Source organism: Myroides sp. 1354 (assembly GCF_030324495.1).
Classification (GTDB): domain Bacteria; phylum Bacteroidota; class Bacteroidia; order Flavobacteriales; family Flavobacteriaceae; genus Flavobacterium.
Window position 1 is genome coordinate 35,248 of record NZ_JACAGN010000002.1, and the last position, 20,066, is coordinate 55,313.

Sequence of the window (20,066 nt, forward strand, 5' to 3'; positions counted from 1 at the left end):
CATCAACTGTTTATTAAAAATATAGCTACATTTGCACCATGGATCAGGAGAATCAAATTTTTGGTATTCGCGCGATAATCGAAGCCATTGAAGCAGGAAAAGATATAGATAAGGTATTCTTACAAAAGGATGCCCAAGGAGAATTAATGAATGAGTTAATCAAGTCATTAAAGAGAAACAACATTAATTTCTCTTATGTGCCCATTGAAAAGCTCAACCGTTTAACGAAGAAAAATCACCAAGGAGCTATCGGTACGATTGCCCCTATTACTTTTATATCCTTAGAAGAATTGGTTGAATCAACATTAGAAAAAAAGGAAAAACCTTTATTTGTTGTTTTAGATCAATTATCAGATGCGCGTAATTTTGGTGCAATTATTCGCACCGCTGTTTGTTGTGGTGCAGATGGAATTATCATTTCTAAAAATGGCGCTGCTCCTGTAAATGGAGATACAATTAAAACTTCTGCAGGTGCGGTATTCAATATTCCTATTTGTAAAGTAGATCACATTAAAGATGCTGTATTCTATTTACAGGGATCAGGAGTTATGACTGTAGGTGCAACGGAAAAAGCAGAAAAAGAGATTTATGATGTTGATTTAAATATTCCATTAGCCATCATTATGGGTAGCGAGGATAGAGGAATCAATCCTTCGGTTTTGAAGATTATAGATGAAAAAGCAAAGCTTCCTATGTTTAGCTCCATCGACTCTTTAAATGTGTCAGTGGCTTGTGGTGCATTCTTATATGAAATTATCAGACAACGTAGATAAATGAGTGATCGCTTATGCGTGATGGGTAATTTTATTCTACATTCATTAGAATCATCTTTCAAAAATAAAAAGGGAAAGGATAGCAGCTGCTATCCTTTCCCTTTTTATTTACTATTCTTATTGATTTTCAATCCTCTCATCATCACCTCATCAACTATCTCACCTATTTTATATTTTGTTTTAGAGTTCGATGAATCTCCACTGCGTTCCGATTTTCACTGCGTTCCGATTTCACCATCTCACAAAAATCATCCATTTCCATACACAATAGGCAAAGTTGGTCGATATGGGTTATTAAAATCTACAACCTCTTTCACTTCTTTGGGAACAATTACAAAGTTTCCATTTTCATCAAAACACTGCATAAAAGGATCTTCGTTTGGATTATAAGTTGGCGATTGCCATTCGTACTTATATACCTTTTCTGCATAGACTGGATTCTTTAACACAAAAGACAACAACATTCCTGTAATAAATCCACTCAAATGCCCTTCCCAAGAGATTCCTTCTTCAATATCGGGAAACACATACCAAATCATACTACCATAAAGCATGACAATTAAAAGAGAAAGCGCCACTAAGCGAAAGTACTTAGTCTGTATTCCCTTAAAGAACATATAGCTCACTAGAACATAAATCAATCCGCTGGCACCGATGTGATAGCTCTCACGAGCGATGATCCAAGTCCCCAATCCAGACAATAAAATTCCCCAGCCTAAAATTTGCCATACTTGCTTTTTATAAAAGAACTGAACGAGTAACAGCAAAACAAAAATAGCGACGGAATTGTTGTAAATATGCTTTAATCCCCCATGTATAAAAGGGCTAAAAAGGATACCTCTCAATCCTTTTAAAGTTCGAGGATAGATACCATATTGGTAAAGTTGTAGATAATCTTTCCAATCCAACCAATATACCGTCCATATTACCATCAAGAATAATACAGGGAGTATAATTAAATCGGCGGTTATCACCAGTTGTTTATCTTTCATTCGTTTATTTTCTATACTGCGTAAAACATAAAGATATAAAAATGTCTTTCAATTTAACCATACAAATCACATGGATTTCAGTACTATTTTAATTGAGTGTTTTTTATTCGACATTATAGGTTGTATTTTTGTGTTTCTCAAAATCAGATTGTCATGGATGCACCATTAGCAGAAAGAGTAAGACCACAAACTTTGGCAGACTATGTTAGTCAGGCTCATTTAGTAGGGGAACAAGGAATTTTAACGAAGCAATTGCAAACAGGCTTTATTCCCTCTTTACTTTTTTGGGGACCTCCAGGTACAGGAAAAACCACTTTAGCGGAAATTTTAGCCAAAGAGAGTCAACGTCCTTTTTACGTTTTGAGCGCGATTAACTCAGGAGTAAAAGATGTTCGAGAAGTCATTGAGAAAGCCAAATCCAATCATGGATTATTTACGGCTCGCAATCCCATTTTGTTTATTGATGAGATTCACCGTTTCAGCAAATCACAACAAGATTCGCTTTTAGCTGCGGTTGAACGCGGATGGATTACCTTAATTGGAGCAACGACAGAGAATCCGAGTTTCGAAGTGATTCCGGCTTTGCTTTCCCGTTGTCAGGTATATACCTTAAACGCCTTTACCAAAGAGGATTTACGTGCTTTACTAGACCGAGCCATCGAAAAAGATTCTTTTTTGCGATCCAAACGCATCACTTTACAAGAAACGGAAGCCCTCTTTCGCGTATCGGGTGGTGACGGGCGAAAACTATTAAACACTTTTGAGTTAATTGTCAATGCCACAACTGGAGATGACGTTGTTTTAACGAATGAGTATGTGATGCAAATTGTGCAAAAGAACACCGTACTCTATGACAAAACAGGAGAACAACACTACGATATTGTATCTGCCTTTATCAAATCTATTCGCGGCAGTGACCCCAATGGGGCAGTTTACTGGTTAGCACGCATGATTGAAGGAGGGGAAGATGTAAAATTTATCGCTAGACGCTTGGTTATTGCGGCTTCTGAAGATATTGGCAATGCCAATCCTACAGCCTTGATTATGGCAACGAACACTTTTCAAGCCGTTTCGGTTATCGGATATCCTGAGAGTAGAATCTTATTGAGTCAGTGTGCGATTTACTTAGCCACTTCTCCGAAAAGCAACTCTACCTATATGGCCATTGGAAAAGCGCAACAACTCGTGAAACAAACGGGAGACTTATCTGTTCCGATTCATTTGCGCAATGCACCGACTAAATTAATGAAGGAATTGGGGTATGGTGAGGATTATAAATATTCACATGATTATCCCAACAATTTTGTTGACCAAGAATTTTTACCAACAGAATTAAGTGGCACTGTATTATACGAACCAGGGCACAACAGTAGAGAAAATGGCACACGGGATTTCTTGAAAAACCGTTGGCAATTCAAATACAACTATTAATACAAAAGCCTGCTTTTACAGCAGGCTTTTGATGTCTAATAAGGTATTTACTTGTGGTAGGGTGGCTGGTACTACCTTGTGATGTTCATTGTAAAAAATCACATCCATACCAATATTTTGCGCTCCTTCTATATCGGCTAAAAGGTTATCGCCAATCATCACTGTATTCTTCACTTGTACTTGTGCTAAATCCAACGCATAGGCAAAAATTTTAGCATCTGGTTTTTTGACTCCTGCTAATTCCGAATTTGTCACGGTTTGGAAATAGCCTTCCATTCCTGAATTTTTAATTTTTCTCGCTTGCACTTGATCGAATCCATTCGTGATGATATGCAATTTATACTTCTCTTGTAAGTAATCTAAAATCTCTATTGCTCCATCAAAAAGATGATTGTAATTAGGCAAATACGAAAGATAACGATCACCTACATCCAATATTTTATCAGTTGTTGTGGAATACGCTAACGAATCAAAAGTATCTCGAATTCTCCCTATGCGCAATTCAGCTTGTGAAATTTGATTCAGACTATAGCGATCCCAATAGTCGGCATTAATACTTACATAATAGTTCAAAAATTGCTCAATCGTAAAAGGCAATTTCATTTCGTGTAATACTTGTTCAAAAGCTAAGGCAGAATTCTTTTCAAAATCCCATAGCGTATGATCCAAGTCAAAAAATATATCGGTTTTATGTTCAAACTTTTTTAAGTCCATCGGTTCTATTTCCAATTAAGCTACAAAAGTAAGCATTTTGAAAAAAACAGCAGGACTTAGAATCGTCCATGATCAACAAAACTGTAATAATCATGTTCCGTAATGATGAAATGATCTAGAATTGCAATATCCATAATCTTCCCTGCGTCTTTTATCTTCTTTGTAATCTGGAGATCTGCTTCACTGGGGAAAAGTTTACCTGAAGGGTGATTGTGAACTAGAATTACAGCAGTTGCTTGTTTCTCTAAAGCGAGTTTAAATAGGATTCGCAAATCAACAACCGTTCCCGTTACTCCACCTTTACTTATATTCACTGCATCAATTAATTGATGTTTGATAAACCGTTCCGTATGATTTGCCACAATACCTCGCACGTGATTGGCATTATTTAGAAAGATAACCCAAAATTCTTCATGCGTTAGTTCCCCTATTTTAGGTTGCATTAGTTCAAATACATCCTGACTGCACGTAATTTTAGTTCGATCCATTTTATCTGCCATACGTCTGCGCTGACCTAGTTCTAAAGCAGCCACAATGGCGATGGCCTTAGCTTCTCCAATTCCTTTGAAACGCTGTAAGCTCAAGACTGACTGCCTAGCCAATTCAGCTAAACTAGATTCCGTGGCTTGTAAAATTCTTCTACTCAAATCAATTGCAGATTCTTCTTTATTTCCTGAACCAATTAAAATAGCTATTAATTCAGCATCACTTAACGCACATTTTCCTTTGAGCATGAGTTTTTCTCTTGGGCGATCATCATCTGCCCAAGCATTGATGGGTTTTCTAATTTTAGACATGGTTTACCTATATTAAATCCTTTTAGTCTTTCAAAAATCACTCCACATCCCAACCCTTTCCCTTTTTTTCTGTGATTGACGAACATCTTAAACAAAAAAATCCTTTCATTGAAAGGATTTTTTTGTTTTATCTATAGCGTTTGCACATAGGCGTTCAAATCGAGTCCACCATAATCACCTGAACTCATGAATAACAAGATGCTATCTTTTAAATCTAACGTTTTAATATAGGCTTGAAAATCATCCGCATTGGTATAAGTAGTCAAAGCGGCTAATTCAAAAGCACTTCTCATTTGATCTGAAGTAATTTCAGGCATGCGTTTAATCTTTAATGCATCTAAGGAGTAAAACACAACAGCTTGATCAGCTACATCTAAACTACCTTTATACTCCGATAAGAAATCAGCATTTAAACTGCTATAGGTATGCAATTCTAAACATGCCACTAATTTTTTAGTGGGATATTGTTCGCGAACGGCTTTCATCGTCGCTTTTACCTTACTTGGAGAATGTGCGAAGTCTTTATACACAATCGTAGTTTCATTGTCATATAATTTTTCCAAACGCTTAGATGCTCCTTTAAAACTAGTAATGGCATCGAAGAAATCGTCTTCGTCAATTCCCATGTTTTGACACACCCATTTAGCTCCACTGATATTATTGATGTTGTGCTGACCAAATACTTCCAATGGCATTGGTCCTTCTGAAGTAACTAGATAGGCTACTCCATCCACAATTTCATTTTCTAGAGTTGTATAGGGGATTCTTCTTATTGGATTGGTGCTTTCTTCTGCTATTTGCTTCACAACAGCATCTTCTTCATTGTAGATTAAAATACCGCCATTCGTTATCTTATCGATGAAGATTCGGAATTGATCGACGTAATTTTCAAAGGTTGGAAACACATTAATATGATCCCAAGCGATTCCACTTAACAAAGCAATATTAGGTTCATACAGATGGAATTTTGGTCGTCTATCGATTGCTGAAGATAGGTATTCGTCTCCTTCAATTAGCATAAAATCATTTTCATCTGTCAGGTTCACCATACGATCAAAACCTTCCAATTGGGCTCCTACTAGATAATCTACCTCAACACCGTGATAATTCAATACGTGTAACACCATAGAAGTAATGGTTGTCTTACCATGAGACCCACCAATGACTACACGTGTTTTATTTTTAGCGTGTTCGTATATAAATTCAGGATAGGAATAAATCTTCAGTCCTAATTCTCTTGCTTTAATCAACTCAGGGTTATCTTCTTTTGCATGCATTCCCAAGATTACTGCCTCGATATCTGCTGTTATTTTTTCTGCATACCACCCCTCTTGTTCTGGCAATAAACCTTGCTTGGCCAATCTCGTTTTGGAGGGTTCAAAAATAGCATCATCACTTCCTGTAACAACATCGCCTTTTGCATGTAAGGCTAAGGCTAAATTGTGCATGGCACTTCCACCGATTGCAATAAAATGTACGCGCATTATGTATCTGTTTAAGTCGATTTATAATTGGCGTTAAAATTACAATTTTATTACTAAAAAAAATAGGACACTTGGTGTAATACAAGCAGAAAGAAGGAAATGTCTTAGCACTATTTGTTTTTCTATCTCATTATATATCCAACTAATTACAAGGATATTCCGATTAAACCTTACTTTAATTTCAACCTTTAAACGTCAATTTTACTATTTAATTAACATTTAAGAAAAAATATATCGTATTTTCGTCGAAATTTTATTTAAAAAATCGCCCTATGGACAATTACACTCCACCGCCATTACCACAACAGAAAAGTGGTAATAACACACAAGTTTTAGGTATTTTATCTCTTGTTTCTGGTATTATAGCGTTACCAGCCTCTTTCATTCCTTGTTTTGGAATGATTGCAATTATTGTTTCAGTAGCTGCTATAGTATTGGGAATTTTAACTATTTCAAGTGCAAAAAAACACAGTGAATCTAAAGGTTTAGGAATTGCTGGTCTTGTACTTGGAGCTATCAGTTTTGCTATCATTCTTCTTTGGGGGCTTTTATTTGCTTCTGTAACAACAGCTGCCATCAAGAGCATCGATGAGACTCAGAAAGAGTTAGAAAATATGAGTAATCAAGATTACGAATATTACCAAGAAGATGAGGAAGATTCACTACAAGGTCAAGAAGAAACTCTTTTTATAGAGGAACAAATAGCGGAATAAGAAGTGACTAATTACAGGATTATCAATGGGATTTTTTTCTCACTTATGCTGTGTTTGTTTGGGTACGTTTTTTTACTTACTACTACAACCTCAACCGCGCTGAGCATTCGTTCTGCTTGTGAAGGATTGCCAGAAGCTTTGTGTAGAAGTAGAGGCTTAACTCGAGACTTTATGGCTTTATTAAGTGGTAAAAAAGAACTGATTAATCCCTATAGCTATTCGATCTTTTTCTTTTTTGTTTATACAGGCGTTTCAAGGGGAATATTACTTTTACTTCCCTCTAGCCTTTACAGTAAAAAAATAGTAATTATCGATATTGTTATACTTTGTCTTTTCTTTTTATATGCTTTCCTACCTCTATTAGGATTGACTTAAGAAATAAAAAAACAGCTTGTGAATATACACAAGCTGTTTTTTTTATTCCCTTTTGATCTTACTTAAAATATGCTATAAAAAAAAGTAGTAAACTAATGTTTACTACTTTTTCTTTTATTTCTTAATGATATTCATCTCTTCAATGATGTGTTTTGCATCAGCAAACTTATCAATAATAAACAATACATAGCGAATATCTACGTTGATTGTTCTTTGCAATTCAGGATCGTAGATTACATCTCCTGCCATTGCTTCAATATTACCATCAAAAGCTAAACCGATTAACTCTCCTTTTCCATTTAGTACTGGTGAACCCGAGTTACCTCCTGTAATATCGTGGTTTGTCAGGAAGTTTACTGGTAGATGTCCTTCTTTATCTGCATACATGCCATAATCTTTAGCATTATACAAATCGATTAACTTCTTAGGCACATCAAATTCTTCATCTCCTGGTACGTGTTTTGCTACCGTCCCTTTTAATGTTGTATACCAGTTTTCTTTAGCGTCATTTACTTTTTCACCTCTTGGTAAACCTTTTACTGTACCATAAGTTAAACGCAATGTTGAGTTCGCATCTGGATAGTACTTTCCTGTTGGATTACTTACTCTTACTCCATCAACAAACAAGCGATATGCTTTTTGATATTTATCTTCTAATTTGGCCAACTCATCGCTTTTCGCACGATATTGATCCATAATAGAAGTAGATAATTTCAACAAAGGATCTTTTTCAATTATCTCTGCTTTTGGATTTTCAAGGTACGCTAAAACACTTTTTTTGCTTACAAAAATACTTTGGTTAAATGCCCAATCAACAAATTTATCAAAATCACCATTGTATTCTTTTTGAATTTGCGCAATGTAAGGAGCAATTGCATACCCTTCAGATTTCTCAGCATACAAAGCTAATTGTTTAGCCAACATTTCTTTTTCTAAAGCTTCATCTTGACCATCATATAATTCATTTACATACGCTACAAATTCGTCATGCATTTCTTTTCTTTTCTTGGCATCACCAGCAGTATAAGCTTCCATTCCTCCTACTAAACGGTAAGGAGTAGCAGCTAATGCAGAAGTGCGCAACAACGTCATTAAGTAATTATCGTGACGTGCTTTTGTATTTGTAGCTTCATAGAAAGCATTAATATCTTTGATTACGTTTCCGTACTTTCCTTTATATTCTTTCTTATCAGCCCAATGTTGAAACTCCTTTTCTGCTGTTGTTTTTGTATCTACAGTTTGATGTTGATTTAAAGCATCAATCATCCCTTGTCTATTTTTCCAATAGTTTGCTACACCCGCATATTTAGACGCGTAATTTAAACGCACTGCATCACTAGCTGCCATGTGTTTTTTCATGACATCCATTCCCAATTTAGATCCTTCAACCCAAGCTGGATACGCATAGTTAATATTTTGTGCAACCCCTTGTGCAGGCATCCAACGATTTGTTCTACCAGGGTATCCTAAAATCATAGAGAAGTCACCTTCTTTGATTCCCGCAATAGAAACAGGTAGTGAATGTTTGGGTTTCATTGGGATGTTTGTAGCACTATATTCTGCTGGACTTCCGTTTTTATCTGTGTAAACGCGGAACATAGAGAAATCACCTGTATGGCGTGGCCACTCCCAGTTATCCGTATCTCCACCAAATTTCCCAATACTATTCGGTGGTGTTCCAACTAAACGAACATCGTTATAGTCTTCATACACGAAATAATAGTACTCATTTCCTTGGAAGAACGATTTAACAGATACGGTGTATTTGCCATTTCCATTATTCTCCGTTTGGATTTTAGAAATTTCTTGGTTGATTACTTTTTCTCTTTCTTGCTCAGTCATTTTATCATTCACTTGACTTAAGATGCGTTTTGTTACATCATCCATGCGAACAAAGAAACGAACAGACAATCCTTTTGCTGGTCTTTCAGCAGCTTTGTCTTTTGCCCAAAATCCATTAGTTAAAATATCATCTTCTGGTGTAGATAAGCTAGCAATCTTATCATATCCACAGTGGTGATTCGTTAAAACTAATCCTTGATTTGAGATTATTTCCGCTGTACACCCCCCGTCAAACTGCACAATGGCATCTTTTAACGAATGGTTGTTAATGCTGTAAATTTCTTCAGCAGTAAGCTGTAATCCCATTTTTTCCATATCGCGTTGATTCAAACGCTCAATGAACATTAAAAACCACATCCCCTCATCTGCCTTTAACTTAACAGGCGCAACAAGTAGAAACGCGGTCAGTAATAAAACGATTTTTTTCATAATTATAATAGTGTGTTACTTAGTTTGCGAAGATAGTTTAATAAACAAAATAATTAATCCTTCTCTTCCTCATTTTTATTTGTATTCAGATTGGTATTTTTCTCCTCATTTTCACAAGGTTCATCAAAGCCATATCTATCTTTTAATTCATCTGCTACGGATTTATTCCACAGTTTAATTCCAGTCATATATGCTGTTCTCGCAATTAAGAAAGCGGCTACTGGCGAGGTAATAAATAAGAAAAAAACAATAGCGAACACTTTCGTTGTAATAGAGAATTCCGAGAAGTGAATTGCCGCTGCTCCTAAAATACATCCGATTCCCAGTGTTGCTGCTTTAATCGTAATAGACAATCGCGTATAAAAATCGGGCATTCTAAAAATACCGATAGAAGCAATCAAAATAAAAATTGCTCCTAGTGTACTCAATATCATGATTAACAAATCAGTCATCTCTTTCTCTTTTATCTAAGTAAAACGAAAAGGCTACGGTACTCAAGAAGGCGATTAGCGCCATGATCACAGCCACATCTAAAAAAATAGGGTTATTGGCAATCAAACTAAACAGTCCGATAAACCCTACCCCAACGGTAATAAGTAAATCAATAGCCACTACGCGATCCACTACTGCGGGTCCCTTTAAAAATCGGATAAAGATTAAAATTAAGGACAAGCAGATAATGGGCATGACCACATATATCAAATAGGTTTCTACTGTCATCGTAAAATAGCTAATAGTTTCTTTTCAGTTCTTTCTTTCATGCGTTGAATGAATTTGTCTTTATCCTTTAGATACATCGTATGAATAAAGATATGACTTTTATCGTCTGCAATATCGATTACCATCGTTCCAGGAGTAAGCGCTATAATATTAGCTAACATGGTAATTTCAAAATCTGTTTTTGCGTCGATTTCATATTTAATAATTCCGGGAGTGGTATGATAATTGGGGGTAATCACATCAATAGCCACTTGTAGATTTGCTTGGAGCATATCGACAAAGAAGTAAAAAATAAAAACAATAATTTTAGGTACGCGATAGAAGTATTCTTTATCTGCTTTATTGGAGGATGTTTTCGTCAACATCCAGAGGATAAAGAAACCCGCTACTCCTCCGAAGAAGAAGTTTGCGTAGTTCAATTGCCCAGTAAGTGCAACCCACACGAAGGTCAATAAGATATTAAGTAAAAAATATTTTAACATACTTCTCGTTATTTTATGCCTTGTAATACTGATTCTATATAAATCGAAGGATTCATCATTTCATGAGCCACACGTTCCGAGACCTCGAAAATTAAAGGTGCATTTAATCCAATAAAAAGGGAAACTCCAGCTAGAGCGGCAACGGGTAAAATCAAGGCAACTTTTCCAGAGCTCACAAAAGGGGCAAAGTGATCAATTTCTTCGCTATTGGGTTTCGGCAGATCTTTCCAGAATACTTCAGACCAGATTCGCGCCACGATAAACAACGTAACAAAGCTGGCAAAGATTAACGTTCCTAACAACACATATTGTTCTAGTCGGAAAGCTTCCTGGAACAACATGATTTTTGGCCAAAAACCAGATAAAGGAGGAATTCCCACTAAAGAAAATAGGATAACGGCAAACAAAATAGAAAGTTTAGGATAGTCTTTGTAGAGTCCTCCTAGACGGTTAATATCTTGTGTTTCTCTAATTTTTTGTATCAATCCACTCATCATAAAAAGGTTACTTTTCACAATCACATCATGAATGAGATAGAAGATAACCCCTACAAAAGCTAGTTCTGTATATAACCCAAATCCAGCAATTAAGTATCCGATATGACAGACAATAAAGTAGGATAAGATACGTCGAATGTTTCTTTTATTAATTGCACCTAAAGCTCCACTAATCATGGTTAAGATTGCGATGACCACGAAGACACCTAAGACAAAGTCATCGGGCTGGAACACAATAGTGAACACTCTAAACATTGAATATACCCCCATTTTAGTCAACAATCCACCAAAGATGGCGCCGATGGCAGAAGGAGGAGTGTGATAGGAAGAAGGCAACCAAAAATACATGGGAAATACGGCAGATTTAATTCCGAATCCCACAAAAAAGAGCAAAGCTGTTACTGTTACCAATCCTCTATTTTCGACAATCGCCACTTGATGTGCTAAGTCAGCTATGTTCAAGCTACCTGTAATTCCATATAGAATTCCAATCGCTGTTAGAAAAATAGTAGAAGCTAGCATATTCATGGTTACATACTTCACTGCGGATTCCATTTGTCTTTTCTTTCCTCCTAAGGTTAACAACACAAAGGAAGAGATAATCACCACCTCAAACCAAACATATAGATTGAAGATATCCCCTGTTAAAAAAGCTCCCAACAGGCCCATGATTAAAAAGTGAAAAATAATAAAATACCCGTATTTAATACGACTAATATTGATCGCGGATGTGGAGTAAATACCTACGGCTAATGCAACAGTTGCCGTAAGGAGAACCATAACAGCACTCAGCGTATCAGCTACGAAAGTGATACCAAAAGGAGCTTTCCAACTCCCTAATTGTAGCGTTATCGCACTATGTTCCCAAGTTGCTGCAAATAAATTCCAACACAACAGAAAAGCAATACTATTACCAACGATACTTATTATTTTTTGGATTCTAACGTTTTTCCAAAATATTAATAACACTACCGCCGTAAACATATGAGCAAAAATTGGCGCTAATATGAAGTTTGAAATCATATATCTAAATCTTGAATATTAAGGGAATCTAAATCATCTGTTCCGGTTGTACTATATACCTTATTCAATAAAACAATAGCGAAAGCGGTTAAACCGAAACTGATAACAATTGCGGTTAAAATAAGTGCCTGAGGCACGGGATCGGCATAAGCGTCGAAGAACTGTTTGTGTTCTTCATCAATAATTGGTGCTTTACCTTTGGTTAATTCTCCCATTAAGAAAATGAGGATATTGGCACCGTTGCCTAACATCATCAGTCCGAGGAGTAATTTGACCATACTTCTGCGAAACATTAAGTAAACGCCTGCAGAATATAATATACCTACTAAAACTACGAGTAATAATTCCATGTAAATGCTTCTAATTAATTAAACATTTTCTGCGATTGTAAAGAGGATGGTCAAGACGACACCAATTACAACCAAATATACCCCAATATCAAAGAACAAGGCCGTTCCTACTGCACCGATAACAGCAACAGATTCAGCAAACCAAACCCCTGTCATTACGGGTAAACCAACAAAAACAGGCAGTATTGCACTGAGGATAGACAAAGACAGACCGATTCCAATTAAGCGCATGGGTGAAAATTGAAACAAGGCCAAAGTCTGTTTCGTACTATATGCAAAAGAGTGCAAAACAAAAGCAATAGAAGCGATTAATCCTCCTACAAATCCTCCACCCGAAAGATAATGTCCTCTCAACAAGACAAACAAAGAGAACAGAATCAATAAAGGCAATAAATAATTCGTTGCCGTACGCAAGATTGTCGAATCTAATACGTGGTGTTTATTCTGATATTTCTTCATCCTTTGTTCTATATTTTAAAAGACCATATACTCCTAATGCGGCGATTGAAAGTACAATAGTCTCAATTAATGTATCAAAACCTCTAAAATCAACAAGAATCACGTTTACCACGTTTTTCCCTTTCGCTAAGACGTATGCATTTTCAGCATAATATCTACTGATTTCTTTATCTGCAGGTGACACCAACGCTTGCAAAGTGATGAGGGAGATTAGCCCTCCAAAAGCGATAGATACCACAGCATCTCTAAACTGAATTTTTCGATTACTCAATTTTAAGAACCCAGGCAATTTGAATAAAACCAATACAAACAAGACAACAGTTAACGTGTCAATAGCAAACTGCGTCATCGCTAAATCTGGGGCACCGTAAAACACAAAGATCAAACAAATACAATATCCCACTACCCCTGTTGCAGCAATTGCGGACAGACGAGAAGGCGTATTAATTGCGAAGAATATAGCCGCAACCGTGATCAGGAAAACGACCAATTCATATACCCTAAATTCCGATAATCCTTCTGTATTGACGCGTAAAGGAACATCGGCAAACAATTTATACCCGACTAATCCAATGAAGAAAACAATAATAACCATCAAATAGATGCGCAAATAACCACTTTGAAATAAACGCGTATAAGAATAAGCAAACAGTCTAAATTTCTCTACAATAAAACCAAAAATATGCTGTGGAGAAAGGCTGTAAAAACGCGTCACAACTTGTAGAGAATTTTGATATCCTTTAAAAGCGAAATACAAAGCAGTTCCCAAGAGAATTGTCGCACCACTTAAGGCGACGATTTCATTAAAGCCATGCCACAAAGCCAATTCCATATCGATGGGTTTTCCGCCGATTGCTCTCGCTGTAGCAGTTAGTATTCCATTATTTACCAGTTGGGGCAATACTCCAAATAGGAGGCTCAATACCGATAAAACGACAGGAGGCAACCACATTTGTATTGATGGTTTGGGCACATTTTGGCATGCGTCTTTCACCTTGCCGAAAAAAGGCTTAATCCCCACAAGAAAACCTGAGGCAGTCAAAAATACATTGGTTAATACGGCAGCTCCTGTAAAAGCTAACGCCCATTGATTTAGGGGATAGGTGTAAGTAGCATCATAAATAATTTCTTTTCCTATAAACCCAAAAGTTAAGGGAATTCCTGCACTAGATAAGGCAGCAATCAGAGCTGCACCAGCTAAAGCGGGCATTGTTTTGCGCAGTCCACCTAATTGAGTAATATCTCTTGTATGCGTTTGATGGTCTACTGTTCCTGTAACTAAGAAAAGAGTTGCTTTATATAAAGCATGAACTAGGATAAAGATACTAGCCGCATAAATTGCCTTTTCTGATCCTACACCCAATAAGAAAACAATCATTCCCAAAGCTGAAATTGTCGTATAGGCCAAGATACCTTTCATATCCTTTCGGAAAACCGAATGAATAGCCCCGAATAACATCGTTAGACCACCGATTACTTGCAAAGTGGTATTCCAATACAGGTGATCTCCTAAAACGGGCGTAAAACGCGCTAAAAGATAAATACCCGCCTTTACCATTGTTGCGGAGTGTAGATATGCAGACACGGGTGTAGGTGCTTTCATCGCACCAGGCAACCAAAAATGGAAAGGAAATTGAGCAGATTTAGTAAAGGCTCCCATAAACAAGAAGAATAACAATACCCCATAAGAAGCATGCTCCTTTAAGAAATCCGAATGTGTCAATAATTCATGAATAGAATAAGTACCCGCAATACTTCCCATAATTGCGGCAAAGGAAAGTAAAAAGAATCCACCTAATCCTGTAATTCCCAGTGCCCAAAGTGCACTTTTACGCGAATCTTCATCTTCATTATTAAATCCGATAAGGAAAAAAGAGGTAATACTGGTCAATTCCCAGAATACAAAAAGAGAAATTAAGTTATCTGATAAAACGACGCCTAACATAGCGCCCATAAAAAGTCCGAGATAAGCAAAAAATCGATGAATATAGACATGTCCTTTGAGATAGTAGGAAGCATACCAATATACCAGTGTTCCAATTCCGGTGATTAGCAAAGAAAATAGGAGCGATAATCCATCTAATTTAAAATCAAACGCGATACCTAACGAAGGAACCCATTCATTTCTAAAAAGCAACACTTCCTTTCCTGACTTTATTTTTGGTAAATAGGACAGAAAATAAATGAAAAGACTGAATGGTATTAAAGTTAATAATCCTGTAAACTTAGAACGTCCTAACCCCTTCAAAAAAAGTGTACTAAAAGCTAGTACAAAAGTGAGTAAAATAATAAATAGCATAAATGAGCTTTATTTCTATTTTTTAAATATTTCTATTGAGGGTAAATATATAAAAAAATCAAAAAAAAATGAATCAAAGCCAAATAACACGCTTGTTTTTAACAAAAAAATAACCATTTTTAATCCGATATGGATACAAAAAAAGCGAGACTATAAAATCTCGCTTTCTGGGCTAGTTATTTAACATTTGCCACAATTTATCTTTTAATTCCTGAAGTCCTTGTTGAGCAACTGCCGATATAAACATATAAGGCACCTCTTTTAGTTCTTCATCCAACTCTGCTTTCATTTCAGCTTGAAGTTCCTCATCTAACATATCCGATTTGGTAATAATCAATAGACGATCCTTATCTAGCATTTCGGGATTGTATCTTCTCAACTCATCGAGCAAAATTTCGTATTCTTTTTTAATATCTTCTGCATCCGCAGGCACCATAAAAAGAAGTGTCGAGTTTCGTTCAATATGTCTTAAAAAGTAATGTCCCAAACCTTTTCCTTCCGCTGCGCCTTCAATAATTCCAGGGATATCTGCAATTACAAAGGATTTAAAATCGCGGTAGGATACGATTCCCAAATTGGGCTTTAACGTAGTAAAAGGATAATCAGCGATTTTAGGTTTAGCAGAAGTCAACACAGATAAAAGTGTTGATTTACCCGCATTTGGAAAACCTACTAATCCAACGTCAGCTAATACTTTTAGCTCTAGGATAACATCGAGTTCTTCCCCAGGCATTCCTGGTTGAGCATAACGAGGTGTTTGGTTGGTTGACGTTCTAAAGTGCCAGTTTCCTAAACCACCCTTCCCTCCTTTTCCAAGGATTCTTTTTTCGTTATGTTCTGTAATTTCAAAAAGGACTTCTCCTGTTTCTTTATCTTTTACAACTGTTCCTAGAGGTACTTCAATAACTTTGTCTTCACCATCAGAACCCGTACTTCTAGAACTACCACCATCACCTCCATGCCCTGCTTTGATATGGCGTTGGAATTTCAAGTGGTACAACGTCCACAGTCCTTCATTACCGACAATATAGACATGACCTCCACGTCCACCATCTCCACCATCAGGACCTCCTTTTTCAATAAATTTTTCTCGGTGCAAATGCGTAGAACCTCTTCCACCTTTTCCTGAGGCTACATAGATTTTTACGTAGTCTACAAAATTCCCTTCAGTCATCTTTTATTTTATTACCTTCTCTTTACTTTGTCTTTTATTATTCAAAAGATCGATTAGATCAAACGGTCAATTACACCGCTTAGTCTCGCTGTGATTTCTTCAACAGTTCCGATTCCATCTACTGAGTTATAACAGTTTTTAGCTGTATAATAATCAATTAATGGAGCTGTTTTTTCATTGTATTCTTCATAGCGACTTCTGATGATTTTTTCATCTTGGTCATCTGCTCTTCCACTTGTTTTCCCTCTTTCTAGGATGCGTTGTACTAAAACATCGTCATTTGCTTCTAGTCCTACAGTTCCGACAAAGCGAATATTTTTTTCGTTCAATAAAGCTTCTAATGCCTCTGCTTGTTGAATTGTTCGTGGAAAACCATCAAATAAGAACCCTTTCTTATCCATATTTTTTTCTACCTCATCCGCAAGCATATCAATTGTAATAGAATCTGGGACCAATTCTGCTCTATCCATAAAGACCTTGGCCTGTTTTCCTAGTTCTGTTCCATTTTTTAGATTATAACGAAACACATCTCCGGTAGAAATATGAGTTAAATTGTACTTTTCTTTAAGAAATTCGGCCTGCGTACCTTTTCCGGCACCAGGTTTTCCAAATAAAACTATTGCAATCATGCTACTATACTTTATTTATGCTGTTACTGTTTATTACTCTTTAATTTGATAAATTTCCGGGATATTTCTTCCGTGTTTATCGTAATCCATCCCATAACCTACGATGAATTTATTCTCAATTTCAAAAGCGACATAATCCAACTTAATATCCTTGGTATACGCCTCCGGTTTTAAACACAACGTGCAAATTCTAACTTCTTTTGGACGTTGTTGTTCAAAAAGCTTTTTTAAAGCAACTAAGGTATTTCCAGTATCAACGATATCTTCAATTAGAATCACACGTCGGTCTGTAACATCAATATCCAACCCCAATAGTTGATTCACTTGATTAGATGATTGTGTCCCAATGTACGAAGCCATTTTGACAAAACTCATCTCACATTCCCCTTTGTATTGCTTAACTAAATCAGAAACAACCATAAAAGATCCATTCAAAACACCAATAAATAAAGGTGTTTCACCATTCATATCACGCAAAATTTCATTTGCTATTTCCCCTAATCTTTCTTGAATCTGTTTTTCCGAAATAAAAGGAACAAAAGTCTTGTCTAAAACTTGAATTTCCATAAACAATTGAATTGATAATTTGCAAATATACAAAAAAGATATGCCACATCTGTACTCCTTAACAGATGAATTCTAAACATTTTATCCGTGGGGTTTGTGTTTTTTTTGTTTTAGTTTGTGTTTTTAATTTGTGATGCTATGTTGCTGTACGGCTCTACTTTCTCTTGAGAACAAGTGAATTGTCATTACCCTATAAAATTTATTCCCAAAAAAAAAACGTAGCGCTTTCTTCAAACGCTACGTCTAAAACAAACTAATTCAATCTAACTCTAAAACCAAAGCTAATAAGTTTTATCGTTAAGATTATTTTTCATACACCCAATCAAGAGTATATTGTATCTTCTAATCCGTTGTATCTTGTAATATTGTTTTCAAATATAAGTTAATTTTTTAACTAAACAAGATTTGTTTTAAGTTTTTTTTCACACTATCAAATCATCCCTCTTCCATCATTTTATACGTTCAAGACAAAAAAACAAGAATACAAACCAAGAATCGTTAAAACCAATATATTTCGTCTACAATACAAGCAAAGGAGTAAACGAGGAAGTTAAATTAGCTTATCTGCAGTTCATTTGACTTTTTTTAGCGCTATTTTATGTACACCATTTGATTTAGTATATCTTTGCACAAACACAATTACAACAACACAATGAATTATTATTCAACTGATTTTCGCTTGGGAATATTAGGCGGCGGACAACTAGGTAAAATGCTTTTATACGATACGCGTAAATTTGATATTGCGACGTTTATTTTAGACCCAAGTAAAGAAGCTCCTGCCCAATTTGGTGCTCATCAATTTTTTCAAGGTGACTTGATGGATTATGAAACGGTTTATCGCTTTGGAAAAAAAGTAGAGGTCTTGACCATCGAAATTGAAGGAGTTAATCTAGAAGCTTTAGAGCAATTACAACGAGAGGGTGTAAAAGTTTACCCTGCTCCTGAAACATTGCGCTTGATTCAAAATAAAGGAAAGCAAAAAGATTTCTATACTTCACACCACATTCCAACAGCTCCATATGTGCGTTTTACTTCTAAAGAGGATTTAGTTGAGGCGGTTAATCAACAAACTATAACGGTTCCTTTCGTTTGGAAATCGGCTCAGTTTGGTTATGATGGAAACGGAGTAAAAGTTGTTCGTTCTACCTCTGATCTTACTGCATTACCAGAAGTTGAGTGTATTGCAGAAACCATGATTCCATTCAAAAATGAATTGGCGGTTATTGTAGCTCGTTCGGCATCAGGAGAAATCAAAACATTTCCCGTTGTAGAAATGGAGTTTCATCCAGAAGCCAATCAAGTAGAATATGTTATTTGTCCAGCCCGTATTGATGAAGCAGTAGCAGATAAAGCAAGAGCAATTGCCTTAACGGTATCAGAAAAATTCAATCATGTTGGTTTATTGGCTGTAGAGATGTTTCAAACACAAGAGGATGAAATCTTAGTGAATGAAGTAGCTCCACGTCCACATAATTCAGGACATTATTCCATTGAAGCAAGTTATACCTCTCAATTTGAGCAACACATTCGCGCTATTCTAGATTTACCTTTAGGAAATACGGATAGTAAAGTAGCCGGCGTAATGGTTAACTTAGTTGGTGCAGAAGGCCACACTGGGCAAGTGTACTATGAAGGCATGAATGAAATTTTAGCTATTCCTGGTGTAACTCCTCATATTTACGGCAAAAGAGAGACAAGACCTTTCCGCAAAATGGGCCATGTAACTATCGTAAATAGCGATATGGATACAGCGAGAGAAATCGCACAAAAAGTAAAAGAAACGATTAAAGTAATCAGTCAATAAAATATGAAAATAGCAGTAGTAATGGGCAGTATTTCAGATATGCCTATCATGCAAGATGCAATTGATATCATCAAAGAATTTGGTGTTGAAGTTGAAGTTGATATTGTATCAGCACATCGTACACCCGAAAAATTAGTTGATTTTTCTTCTCATGCACACAACAGGGGGATTCAAGTCATTATTGCTGGAGCAGGTGGTGCGGCACATTTACCAGGTATGGTAGCATCCATGTCTCCTCTTCCCGTTATTGGCGTACCTGTCAAATCAAGCAATTCAATTGATGGGTGGGATAGTGTTCTTTCTATTTTACAAATGCCAGGAGGAGTTCCTGTTGCTACAGTAGCTTTAAACGGTGGAAAAAATGCAGGACTTCTAGCGTTACAGATTTTAGGAAGTCAAAATGACGAAATTCGCAATAAGATGATTGCCTATAAAAATGGATTAAAAGAAGCGGTTTTAAAAGCGGCTGAGAATCTAAAAAAATAAATTTTCACACGCTTGTCAAAGCA

General features: G+C 36.2%; 21 protein-coding genes. 6 read left to right on the forward strand and 15 right to left on the reverse strand.

The genetic code is table 11. The annotated features are described in order from the left end of the window. Positions 1 to 38: 38 nt before the first annotated feature. Positions 39 to 773: a 23S rRNA (guanosine(2251)-2'-O)-methyltransferase RlmB gene (gene rlmB, locus HX004_RS03065; protein WP_286440841.1), complete on the forward strand. Its 735-nt coding sequence runs from the start codon at positions 39 to 41 to the stop codon at positions 771 to 773. Positions 774 to 1,021: 248 nt separating this feature from the next. Here the strand turns inward: rlmB and HX004_RS03070 are convergent, their stop codons facing one another. After that, positions 1,022 to 1,765 carry a rhomboid family intramembrane serine protease gene (locus HX004_RS03070; RefSeq protein ID WP_286440842.1) on the reverse strand — a complete coding sequence of 248 codons (744 nt, stop codon included), beginning with the start codon at positions 1,763 to 1,765 and terminating at the stop codon, positions 1,022 to 1,024. Between the two features lie 153 nt (positions 1,766 to 1,918). Between HX004_RS03070 and HX004_RS03075 the strand changes: the two genes are divergently transcribed. Beyond that, positions 1,919 to 3,196 (forward strand): replication-associated recombination protein A, encoded by a 1,278-nt coding sequence (locus HX004_RS03075; protein ID WP_286440843.1) that lies wholly within the window; start codon positions 1,919 to 1,921, stop codon positions 3,194 to 3,196. A 15-nt stretch (positions 3,197 to 3,211) separates the two neighbouring features. On the opposite strand, the gene HX004_RS03080 is transcribed toward HX004_RS03075, so the two are convergent. From HX004_RS03080 to HX004_RS03090, 3 genes are all read right to left on the reverse strand, one after another. Continuing rightward, positions 3,212 to 3,910, reverse strand: a complete 699-nt coding sequence (locus HX004_RS03080) for a YjjG family noncanonical pyrimidine nucleotidase (RefSeq protein ID WP_286440844.1) — start codon at positions 3,908 to 3,910, stop codon at positions 3,212 to 3,214. 56 nt (positions 3,911 to 3,966) lie between these two features. Beyond that, positions 3,967 to 4,707, reverse strand: coding sequence for a JAB domain-containing protein (locus HX004_RS03085; protein ID WP_286440845.1), 741 nt, complete (start codon positions 4,705 to 4,707; stop codon positions 3,967 to 3,969). A gap of 131 nt (positions 4,708 to 4,838) precedes the next feature. Further along, positions 4,839 to 6,191, reverse strand: coding sequence for a UDP-N-acetylmuramate--L-alanine ligase (locus tag HX004_RS03090; protein WP_286440846.1), 1,353 nt, complete (start codon positions 6,189 to 6,191; stop codon positions 4,839 to 4,841). 272 nt (positions 6,192 to 6,463) lie between these two features. Between HX004_RS03090 and HX004_RS03095 the strand changes: the two genes are divergently transcribed. Continuing rightward, positions 6,464 to 6,904 carry a DUF4190 domain-containing protein gene (locus tag HX004_RS03095; protein ID WP_286440847.1) on the forward strand — a complete coding sequence of 147 codons (441 nt, stop codon included), beginning with the start codon at positions 6,464 to 6,466 and terminating at the stop codon, positions 6,902 to 6,904. A gap of 489 nt (positions 6,905 to 7,393) precedes the next feature. On the opposite strand, the gene HX004_RS03100 is transcribed toward HX004_RS03095, so the two are convergent. Genes HX004_RS03100 through HX004_RS03135 form a run of 8 tightly spaced genes read right to left on the reverse strand, consistent with a single transcriptional unit; the run spans position 7,394 to position 15,380 of the window. Then, positions 7,394 to 9,550, reverse strand: a complete 2,157-nt coding sequence (locus HX004_RS03100) for a S46 family peptidase (protein WP_286440848.1) — start codon at positions 9,548 to 9,550, stop codon at positions 7,394 to 7,396. Between the two features lie 53 nt (positions 9,551 to 9,603). Further along, the gene (gene mnhG, locus HX004_RS03105) at positions 9,604 to 10,002 is read right to left on the reverse strand and encodes a monovalent cation/H(+) antiporter subunit G (RefSeq protein WP_286440849.1); all 399 of its coding nucleotides are present in this window, start codon (positions 10,000 to 10,002) and stop codon (positions 9,604 to 9,606) included. Next, entirely contained in the window at positions 9,995 to 10,270 is a 276-nt protein-coding gene (locus tag HX004_RS03110; RefSeq protein ID WP_182626756.1) for a monovalent cation/H+ antiporter complex subunit F, read from the reverse strand. Before HX004_RS03110 ends, mnhG begins: the two co-directional genes overlap by 8 nt. Next, positions 10,267 to 10,752 carry a Na+/H+ antiporter subunit E gene (locus tag HX004_RS03115; RefSeq protein WP_158962461.1) on the reverse strand — a complete coding sequence of 162 codons (486 nt, stop codon included), beginning with the start codon at positions 10,750 to 10,752 and terminating at the stop codon, positions 10,267 to 10,269. Before HX004_RS03115 ends, HX004_RS03110 begins: the two co-directional genes overlap by 4 nt. A gap of 8 nt (positions 10,753 to 10,760) precedes the next feature. Further along, a complete protein-coding gene (locus HX004_RS03120; protein WP_286440851.1) occupies positions 10,761 to 12,272 on the reverse strand; it encodes a proton-conducting transporter transmembrane domain-containing protein in 1,512 nt (503 codons plus the stop codon). Beyond that, positions 12,269 to 12,622 (reverse strand): Na+/H+ antiporter subunit C, encoded by a 354-nt coding sequence (locus HX004_RS03125; protein ID WP_002987540.1) that lies wholly within the window; start codon positions 12,620 to 12,622, stop codon positions 12,269 to 12,271. The genes HX004_RS03120 and HX004_RS03125 overlap by 4 nt, the downstream gene beginning before the upstream one ends. 18 nt (positions 12,623 to 12,640) lie before the next feature. After that, on the reverse strand, positions 12,641 to 13,081 hold the full coding sequence (locus HX004_RS03130) for a Na+/H+ antiporter subunit B (RefSeq protein ID WP_286440853.1): 441 nt from the start codon (positions 13,079 to 13,081) through the stop codon (positions 12,641 to 12,643). After that, positions 13,062 to 15,380: a putative monovalent cation/H+ antiporter subunit A gene (locus HX004_RS03135; RefSeq protein WP_286440854.1), complete on the reverse strand. Its 2,319-nt coding sequence runs from the start codon at positions 15,378 to 15,380 to the stop codon at positions 13,062 to 13,064. The genes HX004_RS03130 and HX004_RS03135 overlap by 20 nt, the downstream gene beginning before the upstream one ends. Here HX004_RS03135 and HX004_RS03140 point away from each other — a divergent pair. Next, a complete protein-coding gene (locus HX004_RS03140; RefSeq protein ID WP_286441133.1) occupies positions 15,265 to 15,564 on the forward strand; it encodes a hypothetical protein in 300 nt (99 codons plus the stop codon). The two genes, HX004_RS03135 and HX004_RS03140, sit on opposite strands and share 116 nt — an antisense overlap. Here the strand turns inward: HX004_RS03140 and obgE are convergent. The 3 genes from obgE to hpt are packed head-to-tail and all read right to left on the reverse strand — an operon-like array spanning position 15,553 to position 17,750. Further along, positions 15,553 to 16,554: a GTPase ObgE gene (gene obgE / locus HX004_RS03145; protein ID WP_286440855.1), complete on the reverse strand. Its 1,002-nt coding sequence runs from the start codon at positions 16,552 to 16,554 to the stop codon at positions 15,553 to 15,555. The two genes, HX004_RS03140 and obgE, sit on opposite strands and share 12 nt — an antisense overlap. A gap of 53 nt (positions 16,555 to 16,607) precedes the next feature. Further along, positions 16,608 to 17,183, reverse strand: a complete 576-nt coding sequence (locus HX004_RS03150; protein WP_286440856.1) for an adenylate kinase — start codon at positions 17,181 to 17,183, stop codon at positions 16,608 to 16,610. A gap of 33 nt (positions 17,184 to 17,216) precedes the next feature. Continuing rightward, complete coding sequence (hpt, locus tag HX004_RS03155) at positions 17,217 to 17,750, reverse strand: hypoxanthine phosphoribosyltransferase (protein WP_286440857.1); 534 nt, start codon at positions 17,748 to 17,750, stop codon at positions 17,217 to 17,219. A gap of 652 nt (positions 17,751 to 18,402) precedes the next feature. Here hpt and HX004_RS03160 point away from each other — a divergent pair. Then, positions 18,403 to 19,557, forward strand: coding sequence for a 5-(carboxyamino)imidazole ribonucleotide synthase (locus HX004_RS03160; protein ID WP_286440858.1), 1,155 nt, complete (start codon positions 18,403 to 18,405; stop codon positions 19,555 to 19,557). A gap of 3 nt (positions 19,558 to 19,560) precedes the next feature. Continuing rightward, complete coding sequence (gene purE, locus HX004_RS03165) at positions 19,561 to 20,043, forward strand: 5-(carboxyamino)imidazole ribonucleotide mutase (protein WP_286440859.1); 483 nt, start codon at positions 19,561 to 19,563, stop codon at positions 20,041 to 20,043. Positions 20,044 to 20,066 lie beyond the last annotated feature (23 nt).

Coding starts and splice junctions, on each gene's coding strand:
- obgE (WP_286440855.1), bottom strand. CDS start 16,554: ATGACTGAAGGGAATTTTGTAGACTACGTAAAAATCTATGTAGCCTCA.
- rlmB (WP_286440841.1), top strand. CDS start 39: ATGGATCAGGAGAATCAAATTTTTGGTATTCGCGCGATAATCGAAGCC.
- purE (WP_286440859.1), top strand. CDS start 19,561: ATGAAAATAGCAGTAGTAATGGGCAGTATTTCAGATATGCCTATCATG.
- HX004_RS03080 (WP_286440844.1), bottom strand. CDS start 3,910: ATGGACTTAAAAAAGTTTGAACATAAAACCGATATATTTTTTGACTTG.
- HX004_RS03110 (WP_182626756.1), bottom strand. CDS start 10,270: ATGACAGTAGAAACCTATTTGATATATGTGGTCATGCCCATTATCTGC.
- HX004_RS03090 (WP_286440846.1), bottom strand. CDS start 6,191: ATGCGCGTACATTTTATTGCAATCGGTGGAAGTGCCATGCACAATTTA.
- HX004_RS03160 (WP_286440858.1), top strand. CDS start 18,403: ATGAATTATTATTCAACTGATTTTCGCTTGGGAATATTAGGCGGCGGA.
- HX004_RS03070 (WP_286440842.1), bottom strand. CDS start 1,765: ATGAAAGATAAACAACTGGTGATAACCGCCGATTTAATTATACTCCCT.
- HX004_RS03100 (WP_286440848.1), bottom strand. CDS start 9,550: ATGAAAAAAATCGTTTTATTACTGACCGCGTTTCTACTTGTTGCGCCT.
- HX004_RS03085 (WP_286440845.1), bottom strand. CDS start 4,707: ATGTCTAAAATTAGAAAACCCATCAATGCTTGGGCAGATGATGATCGC.
- hpt (WP_286440857.1), bottom strand. CDS start 17,750: ATGGAAATTCAAGTTTTAGACAAGACTTTTGTTCCTTTTATTTCGGAA.
- HX004_RS03130 (WP_286440853.1), bottom strand. CDS start 13,081: ATGAAGAAATATCAGAATAAACACCACGTATTAGATTCGACAATCTTG.
- HX004_RS03095 (WP_286440847.1), top strand. CDS start 6,464: ATGGACAATTACACTCCACCGCCATTACCACAACAGAAAAGTGGTAAT.
- HX004_RS03115 (WP_158962461.1), bottom strand. CDS start 10,752: ATGTTAAAATATTTTTTACTTAATATCTTATTGACCTTCGTGTGGGTT.
- HX004_RS03140 (WP_286441133.1), top strand. CDS start 15,265: ATGAAAAGACTGAATGGTATTAAAGTTAATAATCCTGTAAACTTAGAA.
- HX004_RS03150 (WP_286440856.1), bottom strand. CDS start 17,183: ATGATTGCAATAGTTTTATTTGGAAAACCTGGTGCCGGAAAAGGTACG.
- HX004_RS03135 (WP_286440854.1), bottom strand. CDS start 15,380: ATGCTATTTATTATTTTACTCACTTTTGTACTAGCTTTTAGTACACTT.
- HX004_RS03075 (WP_286440843.1), top strand. CDS start 1,919: ATGGATGCACCATTAGCAGAAAGAGTAAGACCACAAACTTTGGCAGAC.
- HX004_RS03125 (WP_002987540.1), bottom strand. CDS start 12,622: ATGGAATTATTACTCGTAGTTTTAGTAGGTATATTATATTCTGCAGGC.
- mnhG (WP_286440849.1), bottom strand. CDS start 10,002: ATGACTGATTTGTTAATCATGATATTGAGTACACTAGGAGCAATTTTT.
- HX004_RS03120 (WP_286440851.1), bottom strand. CDS start 12,272: ATGATTTCAAACTTCATATTAGCGCCAATTTTTGCTCATATGTTTACG.